Origin of the sequence: Jilunia laotingensis (assembly GCF_014385165.1) — a bacterium.
Lineage (GTDB): Bacteria > Bacteroidota > Bacteroidia > Bacteroidales > Bacteroidaceae > Bacteroides > Bacteroides laotingensis.
Genome location: NZ_JACRTF010000001.1, coordinates 4,336,642 through 4,353,333, shown reverse-complemented (window position 1 = coordinate 4,353,333; position 16,692 = coordinate 4,336,642). Strand labels below are relative to the sequence as shown.

The 16,692-nt window shown below is 38.2% G+C and carries 14 protein-coding genes; 13 read left to right on the top strand and 1 reads right to left on the bottom strand.

Annotation, left to right across the window (positions count from 1 at the left end; all coding sequences use genetic code 11):
* Nucleotides 1-2: 2 nt before the first annotated feature.
* On the bottom strand, nucleotides 3-935 hold the full coding sequence (locus tag H8744_RS17140) for a hypothetical protein (protein ID WP_439649387.1): 933 nt from the start codon (nucleotides 933-935) through the stop codon (nucleotides 3-5).
* Between the two features lie 342 nt (nucleotides 936-1,277).
* Between H8744_RS17140 and H8744_RS17135 the strand changes: the two genes are divergently transcribed.
* From H8744_RS17135 to H8744_RS17075, 13 genes are all read left to right on the top strand, one after another.
* Nucleotides 1,278-2,420: a site-specific integrase gene (locus H8744_RS17135; RefSeq protein ID WP_262436018.1), complete on the top strand. Its 1,143-nt coding sequence runs from the start codon at nucleotides 1,278-1,280 to the stop codon at nucleotides 2,418-2,420.
* A 439-nt stretch (nucleotides 2,421-2,859) separates the two neighbouring features.
* The gene (locus H8744_RS17130; protein WP_439649364.1) at nucleotides 2,860-4,104 is read left to right on the top strand and encodes a hypothetical protein; all 1,245 of its coding nucleotides are present in this window, start codon (nucleotides 2,860-2,862) and stop codon (nucleotides 4,102-4,104) included.
* A 10-nt stretch (nucleotides 4,105-4,114) separates the two neighbouring features.
* The gene (locus tag H8744_RS17125; RefSeq protein WP_262436016.1) at nucleotides 4,115-6,661 is read left to right on the top strand and encodes a DUF3869 domain-containing protein; all 2,547 of its coding nucleotides are present in this window, start codon (nucleotides 4,115-4,117) and stop codon (nucleotides 6,659-6,661) included.
* 56 nt (nucleotides 6,662-6,717) lie between these two features.
* Nucleotides 6,718-7,461 carry a YjbH domain-containing protein gene (locus tag H8744_RS17120; RefSeq protein ID WP_262436015.1) on the top strand — a complete coding sequence of 248 codons (744 nt, stop codon included), beginning with the start codon at nucleotides 6,718-6,720 and terminating at the stop codon, nucleotides 7,459-7,461.
* 51 nt (nucleotides 7,462-7,512) lie between these two features.
* Nucleotides 7,513-8,724, top strand: a complete 1,212-nt coding sequence (locus H8744_RS17115) for an OmpA family protein (RefSeq protein WP_262436014.1) — start codon at nucleotides 7,513-7,515, stop codon at nucleotides 8,722-8,724.
* A 118-nt stretch (nucleotides 8,725-8,842) separates the two neighbouring features.
* Nucleotides 8,843-9,271 (top strand): Holliday junction resolvase RuvX, encoded by a 429-nt coding sequence (gene ruvX / locus H8744_RS17110; protein WP_262436013.1) that lies wholly within the window; start codon nucleotides 8,843-8,845, stop codon nucleotides 9,269-9,271.
* Between the two features lie 33 nt (nucleotides 9,272-9,304).
* Nucleotides 9,305-9,859: a peptide deformylase gene (gene def, locus H8744_RS17105; RefSeq protein WP_262436012.1), complete on the top strand. Its 555-nt coding sequence runs from the start codon at nucleotides 9,305-9,307 to the stop codon at nucleotides 9,857-9,859.
* A 198-nt stretch (nucleotides 9,860-10,057) separates the two neighbouring features.
* Complete coding sequence (locus H8744_RS17100) at nucleotides 10,058-12,082, top strand: tetratricopeptide repeat protein (RefSeq protein ID WP_262436011.1); 2,025 nt, start codon at nucleotides 10,058-10,060, stop codon at nucleotides 12,080-12,082.
* A gap of 79 nt (nucleotides 12,083-12,161) precedes the next feature.
* Entirely contained in the window at nucleotides 12,162-14,102 is a 1,941-nt protein-coding gene (gene thrS, locus H8744_RS17095; RefSeq protein WP_262436010.1) for a threonine--tRNA ligase, read from the top strand.
* Nucleotides 14,103-14,172: 70 nt separating this feature from the next.
* A complete protein-coding gene (gene infC / locus H8744_RS17090; protein WP_305067531.1) occupies nucleotides 14,173-14,781 on the top strand; it encodes a translation initiation factor IF-3 in 609 nt (202 codons plus the stop codon).
* 69 nt (nucleotides 14,782-14,850) lie between these two features.
* Nucleotides 14,851-15,048, top strand: a complete 198-nt coding sequence (rpmI, locus tag H8744_RS17085; protein ID WP_262436008.1) for a 50S ribosomal protein L35 — start codon at nucleotides 14,851-14,853, stop codon at nucleotides 15,046-15,048.
* A 99-nt stretch (nucleotides 15,049-15,147) separates the two neighbouring features.
* Nucleotides 15,148-15,498 carry a 50S ribosomal protein L20 gene (rplT, locus tag H8744_RS17080; RefSeq protein WP_007759369.1) on the top strand — a complete coding sequence of 117 codons (351 nt, stop codon included), beginning with the start codon at nucleotides 15,148-15,150 and terminating at the stop codon, nucleotides 15,496-15,498.
* A 354-nt stretch (nucleotides 15,499-15,852) separates the two neighbouring features.
* Nucleotides 15,853-16,620, top strand: a complete 768-nt coding sequence (locus H8744_RS17075; RefSeq protein ID WP_305067530.1) for an EFR1 family ferrodoxin — start codon at nucleotides 15,853-15,855, stop codon at nucleotides 16,618-16,620.
* The last annotated feature ends 72 nt before the right edge of the window (nucleotides 16,621-16,692 follow it).

Here is a 16,692-nt window from a genome sequence, read left to right as displayed (position 1 = left end):
AATTAAAAATTTAGTAATTCTGATTTAATAAAATATGGGTTAAAACTATTATTCTGCATTATGTTATCGCTGGGGTTAGAACGATATCCTTTGTAATAATAGCGTTCATTACCAGCGTTATATGCTATTCCCATGTTCTTCGATGGAGTCACACGGGGAATATAACCTTTTCTTTTATACTTATAAGGCGGCAACGCCACCTGGAAACGAAATCCGCCATTTGCTTTGGCTCCGTCAGCTTTCATGGCATAAAAGCCAATCGACGCATAGCGGAAATGACGTATGATATCCAACCTTACTCCCTTTTCACCTAATATATATTGTTCGGCCTTCAATGTCGTTTGAACGTTATACCGGGGCCAGTAGAAACTACCTCCAAGGCTCCAGGTGATACGTTGCTTCGTCCCATAATTATATTCAAAACCGTTCCAGTAATAGGTTCCGGTCATGCCGATACGTCCTTCAACACTGAAACGTTCGTCTTTAAAAGGGTGGAAAAATTTTAGGTCTAATCCATACCTTCCACCATTATAAGTTCCCACCGTCAATGTTCCCCATATATTATAAGGTAAACGGACAGTCTGCTGTGCCGTCAGGAATCCCGGGTGAATTTTCCCCAAACGATCTCCGTACCCGTCATTATAAACCGGAAAAACAACCTGCGCTGTCAGTTTCATACCTTTCCAAAGAGAAACTTCGATTGCGGGGGAGAGATTGAACAAAACCTGATAGATCTGATTGATCACGAGATTCTTCAAGTTTAATTCGGGATACACCACTATATCGACCTTGAACAGAGAACTGTTCAGTTTTTTCCCTTTTGTCAGCTGTCTCCAATCATTTCCCAAATCATAACTCACCTCCCAATCCTTTCGACTGGCTTCAGGTACCGTGTCACCAATTATAGGTTCGTAGTACAAAGAGATCTGAGGCACGTTGTTATCCAAAATGATTAATCTACATGGCTTTTTATCCGGATAAGACTACAAATAATTTTCCTTAATAGTATATTTGTTTATTTTATTGATTATCATATATATATACTTTCTTATCTCTAAAATAAAAGACATATAAAAAGTGATATTTGTGAGTTTATATATTATATTTGCCATTTGTTTGTTACTTTCTATCAGCAAAAAGGAACTACCTTAATCTTGCTTTAGTTAATTATGATAGTAGAAATAAATGAAAAGCTATATATGCACTCTATTGAAACTGTTACCTATTTGTTACTTTAGACATAGAGTTGTATATATTTGCGAAAATAAACGAAGTATATGAAACGAGAAATAAAAATAAAAGAACCTATAAAACTTAGAAGCAAACAACTATTAAATGGTTGTTTATCTCTCTATCTTGATATCTATATGAATAAGAGGAGAATGTACGAATTTTTAAAGCTTTATATAATTCCGGAATCCAATCGTGCAGACAAACAACGCAATGTGGAAACTTTAAAATTGGCCAATGCAATAAAAGCCCAAAAAATTGTAGAGTTGCAAAATAGCAAGTTCGGATTTAATTATAACAAAAATAAAGCAAACATGTTATTAACTGAATATATTGCAGAGCTTGCAGACAGAGATCCGACGAAAAAGGCAAAGAAAACGTTAATGAATACACTTATATTTCATCTACAACGATATGACACAAATGGAACCAGTCTAAAACTAATTGATAAAGAGTATGTAATTGGGTTCATAGAATATCTCAAAACAACTACTCAAAAACATTGTAAGAAAGAAAAAAAGATAAATGTAAATACTCAGGTATGTTATTTTAAAGAGCTAAACTATTGTTTAAATTACGCAGTCGTTGAAGATATTTTATCTATAAACCCCATAAATAAAATAAAAAATGAGGATAAACCGAAAAGAAAAAAGACTGAACGTGATTATTTATCCATTGATGAGATTAAAGCATTATCAAAAACTTATTTTTATAATGATATTCTCAAAAGAGCCTTTCTGTTCAGCTGTTTTTGTGGACTCAGGCATTGTGACATTATGGCTCTAACATGGGCAAACCTCCGAAAAGATAAAACAGGTAGGACTCAGTTACATATACTCCAAAAAAAGACTCAAGAATGTATATCGTTACCCCTGTGCAATGAAGCTTTAAAACAGCTACCGGACAAGGGAGGATCTTTAGATTCTGACAAAGTTTTTAAAGGATTAATTTCTCTTGGAAGAACAAATGAGGTACTATCTCGCTGGGCAATGGATGCAGGCATACAAAAACATATAACTTTTCATGTGGCAAGACACTCACATGCCACTATGATGATTACTTTGGGAGCAGACTTATATACAGTTTCTAAACTATTGGGACATACAAATATACAGACAACGCAGATATATGCAAAGATAGTTGACGAAAGTAAAAACAAGGCAATTGCTTTAATTCCGGAAATAACATAAAACTGATAATCAGACGATAATAAAACAATAATTTATTGGATTGGAATGTATGTATTTAAAGGATAATTAAATACCTTTTTTAATCAGAGTTAAATACCTATTTCTATTATAGAAGAAATACGTACTTTTGCTTACAACATATTTTCTGTTCTTTTGATGAGTAATAAAAAATCACATAAATGACCTTATGTTTTACTAGCTGGTATAACCATAAAACCACGATATATTTTTCTGTAAAAGCCTAAATAAAAGGATGAAAATTTAATATATGGCATATAAAATAACTATTCAATATTATTTTTCACTAATCCACGGTTGGAATAAAAAAAAACAATACAATATTTCGATTTTTCATGTAAAATTCTTTGGTATTATTAAAAATGTATCTATTTTTGCAACGTGTTTGCGTCATTCAGATGATAACGATTAATGTTTAAAAATGGGATATATTGTCTCTTACATGTGGAAAAGTCTAACCAACAGCATAATAGTGCATGGAATAGCGGTCTTTTTGTTCTGTTTGCTACCTTTAAAGGGTATGTGTCAAACAGGGGAAGAGACTGTGAATACTTTAGTTGGAATGGGTTTTGAAAATGTAGCATGGCATGAGAACGATAAAGAACGTGTCTATGTGATGGAAAATGCAGCCTATCGATTAAATGGAGTAGGAATTGGTAAGGCTGTTGATGTTGTCCAAAGGATGGGTTTACCGGATAAAAAGCCATGTAGGTTGATTTTTTTGGACAATAATGTTCCTCAGATCTCTTTGTACTATGAACCTATAATTGGTGACACGGTACCTGAAGCCAGTCGAAAGGATTGGGAGGTGAGTTATGATTTAGGGAATGATTGGAGACAACTGACAAAAGGGAAAAAACTGAACAGTTCTCTGTTCAAGGTTGATATAGTGGTGTATCCGGAATTAAACTTGAAGAATCTAGTGATCAATCAGATCTATCAGGTTTTGTTCAATCTCTCCCCCGCAATCGAAGTTTCCCTTTGGAAAGGTATGAAGCTGACAGCGCAGGTTGTTTTTCCGGTTTATAATGACGGGTACGGAGATCGTTTGGGGAAAATTCACCCGGGATTCCTGACGGCACAGCAGACTGTCCGTTTACCTTATAATATATGGGGGACATTGACAGTGGGTGCGTATAATGGGGATAGATATGGAGTGGATTTGAAATTGTTTCATCCTTTTAAAGACGAACGTTTCAGTGTTGAAGGACGTATCGGCATGACCGGCACCTATTACTGGGACGGTTTTGAATATAACTATGGGACGAAGCAACGTATCACCTGGAGCCTCGGAGGAAGTTTCTACTGGCCCCGGTATAACGTTCAAACGACATTGAAGGCCGAACAATATATATTAGGTGAAAAGGGAGTAAGGTTGGATATCATACGTCATTTCCGCTATGCGTCGATTGGCTTTTATGCCATGAAAGCTGACGGAGCCAAAGCAAATGGCGGATTTCGTTTCCAGGTGGCGTTGCCGCCTTATAAGTATAAAAGAAAAGGTTATATTCCCCGTGTGACTCCATCGAAGAACATGGGAATAGCATATAACGCTGGTAATGAACGATATTATTATATGGGATATCGTACCAATCCCAGTGATAACATAATGCAGAATAATAGTTTTAACCCATATTTTATTAAATCAGAATTATTAAATTTTTAATTTTATTGAGATGAAAAAGAAAAGTTTCTTAAGCGGGATTAGTGCTAAAATAGCATTGCTCGTTTTGGCTGTATCCGGAGCCTTGTTGACCGGATGTTATAAAGACGATGGATTGGACGCTTCCGCCCCGGGGGGAGGTACAACTGTTCTTGACGATGCAGTTTATACAATCACTGGTTCTGTTACGGATATTACTACTGGTGCAAACATCCCTAATGCTGAGGTTACTTGTGAAGGACAATCTGTTCCTGTAACAGAAGGTGTCTATAGTGTAAAGATCGCTAAGTTTACTTCTGAAACTAAAGTTGTAACTTTGACTTTCGCTGCTACTGGTTATAATGATGGTAAGAAAATTACAAGAACAGTTACCTTAAATAAGGTAGAAGATGGACAAGCTGTCGTTTATCCTTTGTCAGTTGCAATGAGACTGAGTGAACAAAAGACTTATCCTGTTGAATATAAAGTAAACTTTGTTGTGAAGGACAGTAAGACTGGCGCTGCAGTTACTACTTTGACGACTACTCCTGCTGATGGTTTTGTAACTAAAGGTGGAGAAGCTTTCAAAGTTACTACTCCTGATACTGAAGAATATAATTCTAGTGTAACAGTTGTTACTCTTCCTGAAATTTATTCTGATAAAGAGGGTGAGCAGAAATCTACTATTGTTGAAGTTCTTGTAACTCCAAAAGATCCTGCTGATGATACAGTTACTTACACAACATTATCTGGCAATCTTGTAGATATTAATGGTAAAGCTGTACAGGGTACAATTGTATTGTGGAAAGATGGTGCTGCTACTGATAAAAAAGTAGAAAATGCTAATCATTTCAACTTCACATTAAATGATAAGGATGAAGCTGGAGAATATAAAATTGTTGCTACCAGTGGAGATTATACAGTAGAATCAGGCATCTACACAATACCTGGATGTGGAAATCAATCATTTGCATTGGTGTTTACTGAAATTGGAGCTGAGAAGCCAGTATATGAAGCTACTTATAAATTGTCTTTTGGTGCGAAAAATGACAAGACATTTAGTGATATTGAAGGTGTTGAGTTTGTGTTTAATGGACAGAATGTAAAAGAAATCGCTGGTGTTGCTGCCGGAACTTATAAAGTGAAAGCTTATGCCAACAATTACTATACAGGCGAAACAACTATCACTTTACCAGTAGTGAAAAAAGAAACTCAAACTGAGGTAGAAAAAACGATCACAGTCTTTATGACTGAAATGCCTGCACCTGCTGTAGAAACAATAACTTTATATGGTGAAATTGTAGATGCTAATGGCAATATGATTAAGGCTCAGTCAATTAAATTGGATGGAACTTCTATTGATGCTTCTCCGATTTATAACAGTGATCACTTTAAATTTGTGGTTCCTGTAGAAAAAGCAAAAGAAGTTAATGCTAATACTTGGACTGTTATAGCCTCTGTGAAGAGAGTGGATACAAATGGTAAAGAGTTGACTCCTGTAACAATCTCTCAAATGTTTACTTATACAGGAACAGGTGATGCTCTTTACGCTAATGTATTACTTCCTTATGTAACTAAAGATGGTGTTCTTGTTGTTTCAGAAGAAGAAGATGGTGAACAGGGTGTTATTGAGCCTGATGTAAATGAGAAGGGCGAAGTTTTGAATGACGTTACAGTAGAAATGAAGGGTGACGGTTCTCCTGAACAAGCAACTACGGTTACTATTGAGGCTGGTACTATTATAACTAATAGTGCAGGCGCTCCTTTAGATCTGCCTATTATCTTGACAAGAAACACTACAGAAGAAAAGAATCCTTCATTTACTCAAGAGGATGAAACAGATATAGTTATTCGTAGCTTCTTTGGTAATCCTGATGGTGCTAAGTTTAATAATAAACCGCTTAAGATTACATTTGCTGACATTTATGGCGGACAATTGGGCGGATTGGAACTCCAGTATAAGACTGACAATGGTTGGGGTATAAGTACTTCTAATCTTAATAATGAAGTTACTACTGACAATTCTACGTACACTATGTTAGTTTCTCACTTCTCTCAGTTCCGTGCTGCTATCAATGGCAAACTTGAATCTGTAAAGAGTGAAACTATGTTTGGTGAAGAATTCCACAAAGATGTTAATCAACAGAATAATACAGATAAATCAGATAACTTGATCGTGACATATAATAATGCTCAGGAAGGTTCTATCTATAATGGTTTGTCTGAAGCTATTTCTGCTGTTTATACTAACGAGAATGCCCAAGGTGCTGTAAATTCTGCTATCAAGAATGTATTCCAGAAGAGTGGAATGGCAATTGGCGATGACTTTAAGACACAAAATGTAGAATTAAAATATGCTGTTGCTCCTTATACTTTGGTGAAATCAATCAAAGTTAAAACAGAATATAAGATTGATACATACGAGTTTACTTTGAATGGAAAGAAAGTGGAAGTTGTTGTTAAGTCTGTATTGAGACATCTCATTGATGCTGAAACAGTATATTTGGGTCATGGACACAATCATGGTCATGGACATGGTGATGATCTGAATTCTGGTGGTGGTATTTTTGTTGGTGAATAATAGCACTCAAATTACAATTGATCCGAAAGTGTAGATTTTAAAGTAAAAGATACAAGATGCAAAAACGAGTTATATTATGTATTCTGTTATTGTGCTTCACGTTCACGCTTTCGGCTCAATTGACTTATGGAACCACAGGATTGCTTCATGCTCCCTCCGCTGAGATGCGTGAGGACAAGACGGTGATGCTTGGTGCAAACTTTTTAAACAAGGAGATAACTCCTCCTACATGGTATTACCATACGTATAATTACTACCTGAACGTGACCATATTGCCCTGGCTTGAAGTGGCATACACATGCACGCTGTTCAAGGCGGAGGCGCTGGGGCTCAAGCCCTACGGTTATTCGGGTTTTACGAATCAGGACCGGTATTTTTCAGTCCGGTTGCGCGCTTTGAAAGAAGGGCAGTTCTGGAAACACATGCCCGCGGTGGTGCTGGGCACTTCCGACCCGTTCACGTCCTCGGGTGGCGTGATAGCCTCGGAACAGGGGAACGGATATTACAACCGCTTCTACCTCGCTGCCACGAAACATGTGCGGGTCGGCCGGGAAACGATCGGTGTGAGCCTCTCCTACGTGTACAACAGGAGGAGGGAGTACAAGCTCAACGGGGTCGCCGCCGGGGTCACCTACAACCCGTCCTTCCACCCGCAGCTGCGGCTGATAGCCGAATACGATTCGAGGGACTTTGCGTTGGGAGCCACTTATCTGCTTTTCAATCATCTGCATGCACAGGTAGAATTGCAGAGAATGAAATATTTCACCGGGGGGCTTACCTTTCAGTTCCGGTTGAAGTAGGAAAGGCGAATATAGAAATAAAAGAGTTGAAATATTTAAAATAGAAAAACAATGAAAAGCAAATTAGTAATATTATCTTTATTGCTGGCGGGGACTGCTGCCTCGGCTTCTGCACAAGACAAGGAGAAGTTCTACAGTGAGAGCTGGAAGGACAACATCTTTATCAGCGTGGGGGCAGGCGTGCAGGGAACGACGAACCCGGACAGCAAGTTCGGAAAGAATCTGACGCCGCTCATCAACGTGTCGGTTGGTAAGTTCATCAACCCAATATGGGGGTTCAGGGGACAGGTGTACGGGTGGAAGTCGAAGATGACCACCGACTATCCTTTCGCCGCCATCAACGGCCCTGAGGTGAAAAGGGAGGAGAATTACGTCGGTGTGAACCTCGACGGAATGATGAACCTCACGAACCTGTTCTGCGGATACAAGCCGGGAAGGGTGTTCGAATTGAATTTCTTCGTGGGACCCTCAATGAACATTGTCAAAAACTATGGAGGATGGAATGCCGTATATAAAGAGGTAAAATCGGAAGTAGGAGGCAAGACAGTAATTAATGATGTTTTGCAGCCTGAGGGAGTTGGTGGTACTAATCCTAAAAACCATGATTTTCGTTGTTTGGTTGGCGCAAGTCTCGGCTTAGGTGCTAAGTTCAATGTGAACGAGTATCTTGCCATCGACTTAGAAGCTCGCGGACAGGTGACTCCATCTATCTTGGGCGCATACAGCAGCGGAAAGACTGACGGTTATATCCACTTGACAGCCGGTGTCACTTACACATTCGGTGGCAAGAAGTTCGTATCGGGCGGAAAGGTAGATCAGAACGCCATCAACGATGAATTGAACAAGTACCGTGATGAATTGGCTCAGGCCCAGACCGACCTGGCAGACGCCAAGAACGCTCTGGCAAATGTTAAGCCTGTGACAAAGGAGGTTGTTAAGGAAATTGAAGTTGCCGGTCCTCGTGCTATCTTCTTCAAGATCGGAAGTGCCAAGATCGATGATTACGGCATGGTTAACATCCAACTGGCTGCCAAGATATTGAAAGCTAATCCGGATAAGAAGTACAAGGTAGCCGGATATTGCGACGAAGCAACCGGTAGTGCTAAATGGAACCAGAAACTTTCTGAAGAACGCGCTCAGGCTGTTTACGATGCCCTCGTAAAAGAAGGTGTGAACAAAGATCAGCTCGAACTCATCGGTTTTGGTGGTACTGCGAACATGTTCGGCAAGAACTTCCTGAACCGTGTAGTGATTCTGGAATAAAATAGGGGTTCTACAGAGTATTTGCTCTGAATGCAGAAAAGGCGTCTTGAATAAAGACGCCTTTTTTATATTATAATGAGCTTTATTCGAAATATTAATCGTATTTTTGTGCCCGATTATGAGTAGGATATTAGCTATTGATTACGGTAGAAAACGAACGGGGCTGGCTGTTAGCGATGTAATGCAGATTATCGCAAATGGTTTGGCAACAGTGTCTACACATGAATTGTTAGATTTCATCATTGATTATACACGTAGAGAATCTGTAGAACGTATCATAATTGGTTTGCCTAAGCAAATGAATAATGAAGTTTCTGAGAGTATGAAGTATATCGAACCATTTGTCAGGAATTTGAAGAAACGTCTTCCGGAAATGTCTGTTGAGTTTGTTGACGAACGTTTTACATCCGTATTGGCGCATCGTACGATGCTTGAAGCCGGACTAAAAAAGAAAGATCGTCAGAATAAAGCTTTAGTAGATGAAATCAGTGCGACTATCATCTTGCAAACATATCTTGAAAGTAAGCGTTTTAATATAAACGGATAAATTGTTTAATATAATTATAAGGAATAACAAAATATGATTTTACCAATTTACACATATGGCCAGCCGGTTCTTAGGAAAGTGGCCGAAGATATACCATCTGATTATCCTGGATTGAAAGATTTGATTGCTAACATGTTTGAAACCATGGTGCATGCCGATGGCGTAGGGCTTGCCGCACCTCAGATCGGACTTCCAATTCGTGTTGTAACGATTACTTTAGACCCGATATCTGATGAGTTTCCGGAATTTAAAGATTTTAATCGGGCGTATATTAATCCGCACATTATTGAAGTTGGTGGTGAAGAAGTTTCGATGGAGGAGGGATGCCTTAGTTTGCCTGGCATTCACGAAACAGTTAAACGTGGAGGGCGTATAAGAGTGAAATACATGGATGAGAATTTTGTTGAACATGACGAAGTGGTGGAAGGATATCTTGCACGCGTCATGCAACATGAATTTGATCACTTGGATGGTAAAATGTTTATCGATCATATTTCTCCGTTACGGAAACAGATGATAAAGGGAAAGCTGAATGCAATGTTGAAAGGCAAAGCCCGTAGCTCTTATAAAATGAAACAAGTGAAGTGATATAATTTACAATTTGATATTTTGAGTCTTACGATTGGGGAATGAATTAAATTAAAAAAGAAATTCCTCAATCGTAAATTGTTTAATAGTCTAATCTACATGATCAAATGCTCAAAAAATATAAAAAGTTGATTGATATCCCTGTAGAATAGACTAAAAGCATTACTTTTGTTTCGCTTAATAAGTATCTTAAGGCTAATGATAAAAAAAATATTAGTGGCACTATTGCTACTTCCTACATTGGTATATGCTCAGATAAATACAGAGCGGGTGATGATGATCGCCCGTAATGCACTTTATTTTGAAGATTATGTACTTTCTATTCAATACTTCAATCAGGTAATTAATGCGAAACCATATTTATATGAGCCTTATTTTTTTCGGGGGTTGGCAAAAATAAATTTGGATGATTTTCAGGGTGCTGAAGCTGATTGTGATAAAGCTATCGAGCGAAATCCTTTTGTAGTTGGGGCTTATCAGATTCGTGGATTGGCGCGTATCCGTCAGAATAAATATGACGGTGCCATCGAGGATTATAAAAAGGCATTACACTATGCACCAGAAAATATAACTCTTTTGCATAATCTTGTTTTATGTTATATCCAGAAAAAGGATTATAAGGAAGCGGAAGAAAATTTGGAAACCATGCTTAAGGTGGCACCCAAATATACACGTGCTTATCTAATGCGTGGAGAGGTTGCCTTAAAACAGCAAGATACTATCAGGGCGTTGAAAGACTTTAATACTGCTATTGAGATGGATAAATACGATCCGGATGCTTGGGCTTCCCGGGCTATTGTTCAGCTTCAGCAAAGTAAGTATGCGGAAGCCGAGTCTGATTTTAATCATGCAATACGTTTAAGCGCCCGGAATGCGGGTAATTATATAAATCGTGCGTTAGCTCGGTTCCACCAGAATAATCTGAGAGGTGCTATGAGTGATTATGATTTGGCACTGGATATTGATCCTAACAACTTTATCGGACATTATAATCGTGGTTTGTTGCGAGCGCAGGTTGGTGATGATAACCGTGCGATTGAAGATTTTGATTTTGTACTTGAGATAGAACCGGATAATATGATGGCTACTTTTAATCGTGGTTTGCTACGTGCCCAAACCGGAGATTATCGGGGAGCTATAAAGGACTATACAACAGTGATCGACCAATATCCTAATTTCTTGGCCGGATATTATCATCGTGCTGAAGCCCGTAAGAAAATCGGAGATAAAAAAGGTGCTGAGATGGATGATTTCAAATTAATGAAAGCACAACTAGATCGTCAAAATGGTGTTACGACTAAAGATGTCGCTCAGAATGTGGAGGAAGGTGAAGAGGAGGATGGCAGTAAGACTCGAAAAAAATCGGATAAAAATATGAATAACTATCGTAAGATAGTGATTGCGGATGATTCGGAGCAGGAGCGTCAGTATAAGAGTGATTATCGAGGTAGGGTACAGGATAGGAATGTAAATATTCAGTTGGAACCGATGTTTGCTCTCACTTACTATGAGAAAGCAAGCGATGTAAAACGTTTCGTGAATTTTCACAAATTCATTGACGAATTAAATCAATCCAAAGTATATCCGAAACGTTTACTTATCACTGATATGGAAGCACCGTTGACAGAAGAACAGGTCAAGTTCCATTTTGCATTGATTGATGCTCATACTTCGGCAATAGTGGAAGATGATAGAAGTGCCTCCAAACGTTTTGCACGTGCGCTTGATTTCTATTTGGTACAAGATTTTACAAGCTCTATAGAAGATCTGACTAAGGCTATTTTACTTGATGATACATTCTTTCCTGCATATTTTATGAGATCTTTAGTGCGCTATAAACAGTTAGAGTATCAGAAAGCGGAGGAAGTGGCCGCAGCAAAACAGGGAGGTGACACTTCTCAAAAAGAAATCACAGCTGTAGATTATGACGTTGTAAAAGCTGATTTGGATCGAGTGATAACTTTGGCACCGGATTTTGTATATGCATATTATAACCGTGGCAATGTACAGGCTATGCTCAAAGATTATCGTGCGGCATTGGTCGATTACGACAAGGCCATAGAATTGAATCGTGATTTTGCAGATGCATACTTTAATAGAGGTCTGACACATATATTCTTGGGTAATAACAAGCAAGGGATAACTGATTTGAGTAAGGCGGGTGAGTTGGGTATTGTATCCGCTTATAATATCATTAAACGTTTTACGGATCAGCCGGAATAACATTTTTTCATTAAAAAATAGAAAACTCGAAAAGTTTACTTATTTTTGCGTGCTAATAAGAAAAATATAACATCACATTATGATAAAGATAACATTTCCCGATGGCTCTGTTCGTGAGTATAACGAAGGGGTGAACGGTTTGCAAATTGCAGAAAGTATCAGTTCACGTTTGGCGCAAGATGTGCTGGCTTGTGGAGTGAATGGTGAGATTTATGATTTAGGTCGTCCTATTAAAGAAGATGCTTCGGTAGTACTTTATAAATGGGAAGATGAAGAGGGGAAGCACGCTTTCTGGCATACGAGTGCGCACTTGCTGGCAGAAGCGCTGCAAGAACTCTATCCGGGAATACAGTTTGGTATAGGTCCGGCTATTGAAAATGGTTTCTATTATGATGTTGACCCGGGAGAGGCTGTTATTAAAGAGGCTGATCTGCCTGCTATTGAAGCTAAAATGGCTGAATTGGTCGCAAAGAAGGAAGCCGTGGTTCGTGCGGATATAGCAAAGTCGGATGCATTGAAAATGTTTGGTAATCGTGGAGAAACTTATAAATGTGAATTGATTTCCGAACTGGAAGATGGTCATATCACTACGTATACTCAAGGTGCGTTTACCGATCTTTGCCGGGGACCACATTTGATGACAACAGCTCCGATCAAGGCCATCAAATTGACTTCTGTGGCTGGTGCTTATTGGCGTGGACATGAAGATCGTAAAATGCTGACTCGTATATATGGTATAACTTTCCCGAAAAAGAAAATGTTGGATGAATATCTGACTTTAATGGAAGAAGCAAAAAAACGTGACCATCGTAAGATCGGTAAGGAAATGCAACTCTTCATGTTCTCTGATACAGTAGGAAAAGGTTTGCCGATGTGGTTGCCTAAAGGGACTGCTCTACGTCTTCGTCTGCAAGAATTCCTTCGTCGTATTCAAACTCGTTACGATTATCAGGAAGTAATAACTCCACCCATTGGAAATAAGTTGCTTTATGTGACTTCAGGGCATTATGCCAAATATGGAAAGGATGCTTTCCAACCGATACATACTCCGGAAGAGGGAGAGGAATATTTCTTAAAGCCGATGAACTGCCCTCATCATTGTGAGATTTATAAAAACTTTCCCCGTTCTTATAAAGATTTGCCTTTGCGTATTGCTGAGTTCGGAACAGTATGTCGTTATGAGCAAAGCGGTGAACTTCACGGGCTGACCCGTGTTCGTAGCTTTACGCAGGATGATGCACATATTTTTTGCCGTCCCGATCAGGTGAAAGGAGAATTTCTTCGTGTAATGGATATTATTTCAATTGTATTCCGTTCAATGGACTTCTCTAATTTTGAAGCTCAGATTTCTCTTCGTGATAAAGTGAACCGTGAGAAATATATCGGAAGTGACGAAAATTGGGAAAAGGCAGAGCAAGCAATCATCGAAGCGTGTGAGGAAAAGGGGTTGAAAGCAAAAATTGAATATGGTGAAGCTGCTTTTTATGGTCCTAAATTGGACTTCATGGTGAAAGACGCTATCGGTCGTCGTTGGCAATTGGGAACTATTCAAGTAGATTATAACTTGCCGGAAAGATTCGATCTTGAGTATATGGGATCCGATAACCAGAAGCATCGTCCGGTAATGATTCACCGCGCACCGTTCGGATCTATGGAACGCTTTGTAGCCGTACTTATTGAGCATACTGCCGGCAAGTTCCCATTGTGGTTGACTCCTGATCAGGTTGCAATTTTACCGATTAGTGAGAAATTTAATGAGTATGCCGAACAAGTAAAAATGTATCTGAAAACACGTGAAATTCGTGCTATTGTGGATGATCGTAATGAAAAAATTGGTCGTAAGATTCGAGATAATGAGATGAAACGTATTCCTTACATGCTTATTGTTGGTGAAAAAGAAGCTGAAAATGGTGAAGTTTCTGTTCGTAGGCAAGGGGAAGGTGACAAAGGAACCATGAAATTTGAAGAATTTGCTAAAATAATGAACGAAGAAGTTCAAAATATGATAAATAAATGGTAACTTTGCGCGAAATTAAAAAATATAGAATAATTTGGTAGACAATAAAAAACAAATCGGAAGTAATCGTTTAATGAAAAATGATACCTTGAAAGGGCAGTACCGGATCAATGAACAGATTCGTGCCAAAGAAGTTCGCATTGTGGGCGACGAAGTGGAACCGAAAGTATATCCTATTTTCCAAGCATTAAAAATGGCTGAAGAAAAAGAAATGGATTTGGTAGAAATTTCACCTAATGCACAACCCCCTGTTTGTCGTATTATTGACTATTCAAAGTTTCTGTATCAATTGAAGAAACGCCAAAAAGAACAAAAGGCCAAACAGGTGAAAGTAAACGTAAAAGAAATACGTTTCGGACCTCAAACGGATGATCATGATTACAATTTTAAATTGAAACATGCCAAAGGTTTTTTGGAAGATGGAGATAAGGTGAAGGCTTATGTGTTTTTCAAAGGACGTTCAATCCTTTTTAAAGAACAAGGGGAAGTATTGCTACTTCGTTTTGCCAATGATTTGGAAGAATATGCGAAGGTAGATCAGATGCCGATTTTGGAAGGTAAGCGTATGACGATCCAGCTTTCTCCTAAAAAGAAAGAAGGGGCTCCAAAGAAGCCTGTCGTTAATATAAAAACTGCTACTCCTGATGCTGTAAAAGCAGATGGAAACGCAGAAAAAGAATAAAAACGAAAGAATGCGTAACGCGCAGGTATAGTGCGTTGCCATATATTTAATAATTTAAAAACAAGTAAGATGCCAAAGATGAAGACTAACTCCGGTTCTAAAAAAAGGTTTACCCTTACCGGAACAGGTAAAATCAAAAGAAAGCACGCTTTTCACAGTCATATTTTGACTAAGAAAACTAAGAAGAGAAAAAGAAATCTGTGCTACTCTACAACTGTTGATACAACAAATGTAAGCCAGATTAAGGAACTCTTAGCTATGAAGTAATCAAAAGCGTAAAAGTATTATTAAAGTATTAACCGAATGCATTAGCTTTAAGTTCGCTACGTGAAGTATCGACGCTAACATTCAAAAAAGAGTAAAACTATGCCAAGATCAGTAAATCATGTTGCTTCAAAAGCAAGAAGAAAGAAAATTTTGAAATTAACCAGAGGTTACTTTGGTGCAAGAAAAAACGTTTGGACCGTAGCTAAAAACACTTGGGAAAAGGGTTTGACATATGCGTTCCGTGACCGTAGAAATAAGAAAAGAAATTTCCGCGCTCTTTGGATACAACGTATCAATGCTGCTGCACGTCTTGAAGGAATGTCATATTCTAAATTGATGGGCGGTTTGCATAAAGCCGGTATTGAAATAAATCGTAAGGTTTTAGCTGATTTAGCAATGAATCATCCGGAAGCTTTCAAGGCTGTTGTAGCTAAAGCAAAAGTTGCTTAAAATACACAGTTTAAGGATTATACTGCCGATTACCACTTAGTAATCGGCAGTTTTTTGTTATTTCTATGTGATTTAGAAAGCGCGAAAAGTTAGTTAAGGACAAACAATTTGTGTTTTTTCCTTGTTTATTTCATGCAAAGTTAATATATTTGTGTAGTTAAAATATTAGCCGTATCGACTGGATCGGGAAACTCTTCAAATTAATCTGATATACCGAGAAAGCTTCAGTCCTCAATGGCGGGCCACGTCCTTCGGGATAGCGAATAGCCGGTGGATTACAAAGGGGGCGGGCACTCAAATCTTGTTCTATCAGAGTTTCATCACATCGTCGGTACGGCTTTTTTTATTTTCCTTATGATCTTCTATTTTTCTGGTACCGGTAATTCTAAGTGGATTGCTTTACAGCTTTCTAAAGTGCAAAATGAGCAATTGGTGTTTATTCCCGATGCTTTACATAAACTTGATTTTCAATATTACATAGCTGATAATGAAAAAATAGGTTTCATCTTTCCAATATATTCATGGGGGGTGCCTCCCATTGTCTTGCAATTCATACAGCGGCTTACATTTCTTAATTATCATAATCAATACCTTTTTTTCGTATGTTCATGTGGAGATGATATAGGTTTAGCTCATCGAATGTTTTGTAACGCTGTAAAAAAGAAGAGTTGGGAGTGTAACGCTGGTTTTTCAGTAATCATGCCTAATAATTATGTACTTCTTCCAGGTTTTGATATCGATTCAAAAGAATTGGAAAAATATAAACTGCAAGAAGCAATTGATAGGGTTGCTGAGATCAATCATGCAATAGAGGAGAAGAAAGCTCTTTTTAATTGTAACAAAGGTAAATTTCCTTTTATTAAAACGAAAATCATTAATCCCTTGTTTGTCAGGAAAGGAATCGTGACAAGTAAATTCTTTACTACGGACGACTGTATATCTTGTAAACGCTGTGAGATGTTTTGTCCTGTAGGAAATATTGTACTGGTAGATTGTAAACCGGTATGGGGCGATAACTGTACTTCTTGCTTAGCTTGTTATCATATTTGTCCGAAGCATGCTGTTCAATATGGAAAACAAACACTTAAAAAAGGTCAATACTTTAACCCGAACAGAATTTAAACAGGTGAATGGTTAAATCCAGTTGGAGTATTGTGTGGAAGTACGCTATTTATAGGTTTTCTCTATATCGTA

What these genes read in the sequence shown, in the direction of transcription:
- H8744_RS17100 (WP_262436011.1), top strand. Translation starts at nt 10,058, where the DNA reads ATGATAAAAAAAATATTAGTGGCACTATTGCTACTTCCTACATTGGTA.
- H8744_RS17075 (WP_305067530.1), top strand. Translation starts at nt 15,853, where the DNA reads ATGATCTTCTATTTTTCTGGTACCGGTAATTCTAAGTGGATTGCTTTA.
- rplT (WP_007759369.1), top strand. Translation starts at nt 15,148, where the DNA reads ATGCCAAGATCAGTAAATCATGTTGCTTCAAAAGCAAGAAGAAAGAAA.
- H8744_RS17125 (WP_262436016.1), top strand. Translation starts at nt 4,115, where the DNA reads ATGAAAAAGAAAAGTTTCTTAAGCGGGATTAGTGCTAAAATAGCATTG.
- ruvX (WP_262436013.1), top strand. Translation starts at nt 8,843, where the DNA reads ATGAGTAGGATATTAGCTATTGATTACGGTAGAAAACGAACGGGGCTG.
- H8744_RS17130 (WP_439649364.1), top strand. Translation starts at nt 2,860, where the DNA reads ATGGGATATATTGTCTCTTACATGTGGAAAAGTCTAACCAACAGCATA.
- H8744_RS17115 (WP_262436014.1), top strand. Translation starts at nt 7,513, where the DNA reads ATGAAAAGCAAATTAGTAATATTATCTTTATTGCTGGCGGGGACTGCT.
- H8744_RS17135 (WP_262436018.1), top strand. Translation starts at nt 1,278, where the DNA reads ATGAAACGAGAAATAAAAATAAAAGAACCTATAAAACTTAGAAGCAAA.
- thrS (WP_262436010.1), top strand. Translation starts at nt 12,162, where the DNA reads ATGATAAAGATAACATTTCCCGATGGCTCTGTTCGTGAGTATAACGAA.
- rpmI (WP_262436008.1), top strand. Translation starts at nt 14,851, where the DNA reads ATGCCAAAGATGAAGACTAACTCCGGTTCTAAAAAAAGGTTTACCCTT.
- H8744_RS17120 (WP_262436015.1), top strand. Translation starts at nt 6,718, where the DNA reads ATGCAAAAACGAGTTATATTATGTATTCTGTTATTGTGCTTCACGTTC.
- infC (WP_305067531.1), top strand. Translation starts at nt 14,173, where the DNA reads ATGAAAAATGATACCTTGAAAGGGCAGTACCGGATCAATGAACAGATT.
- def (WP_262436012.1), top strand. Translation starts at nt 9,305, where the DNA reads ATGATTTTACCAATTTACACATATGGCCAGCCGGTTCTTAGGAAAGTG.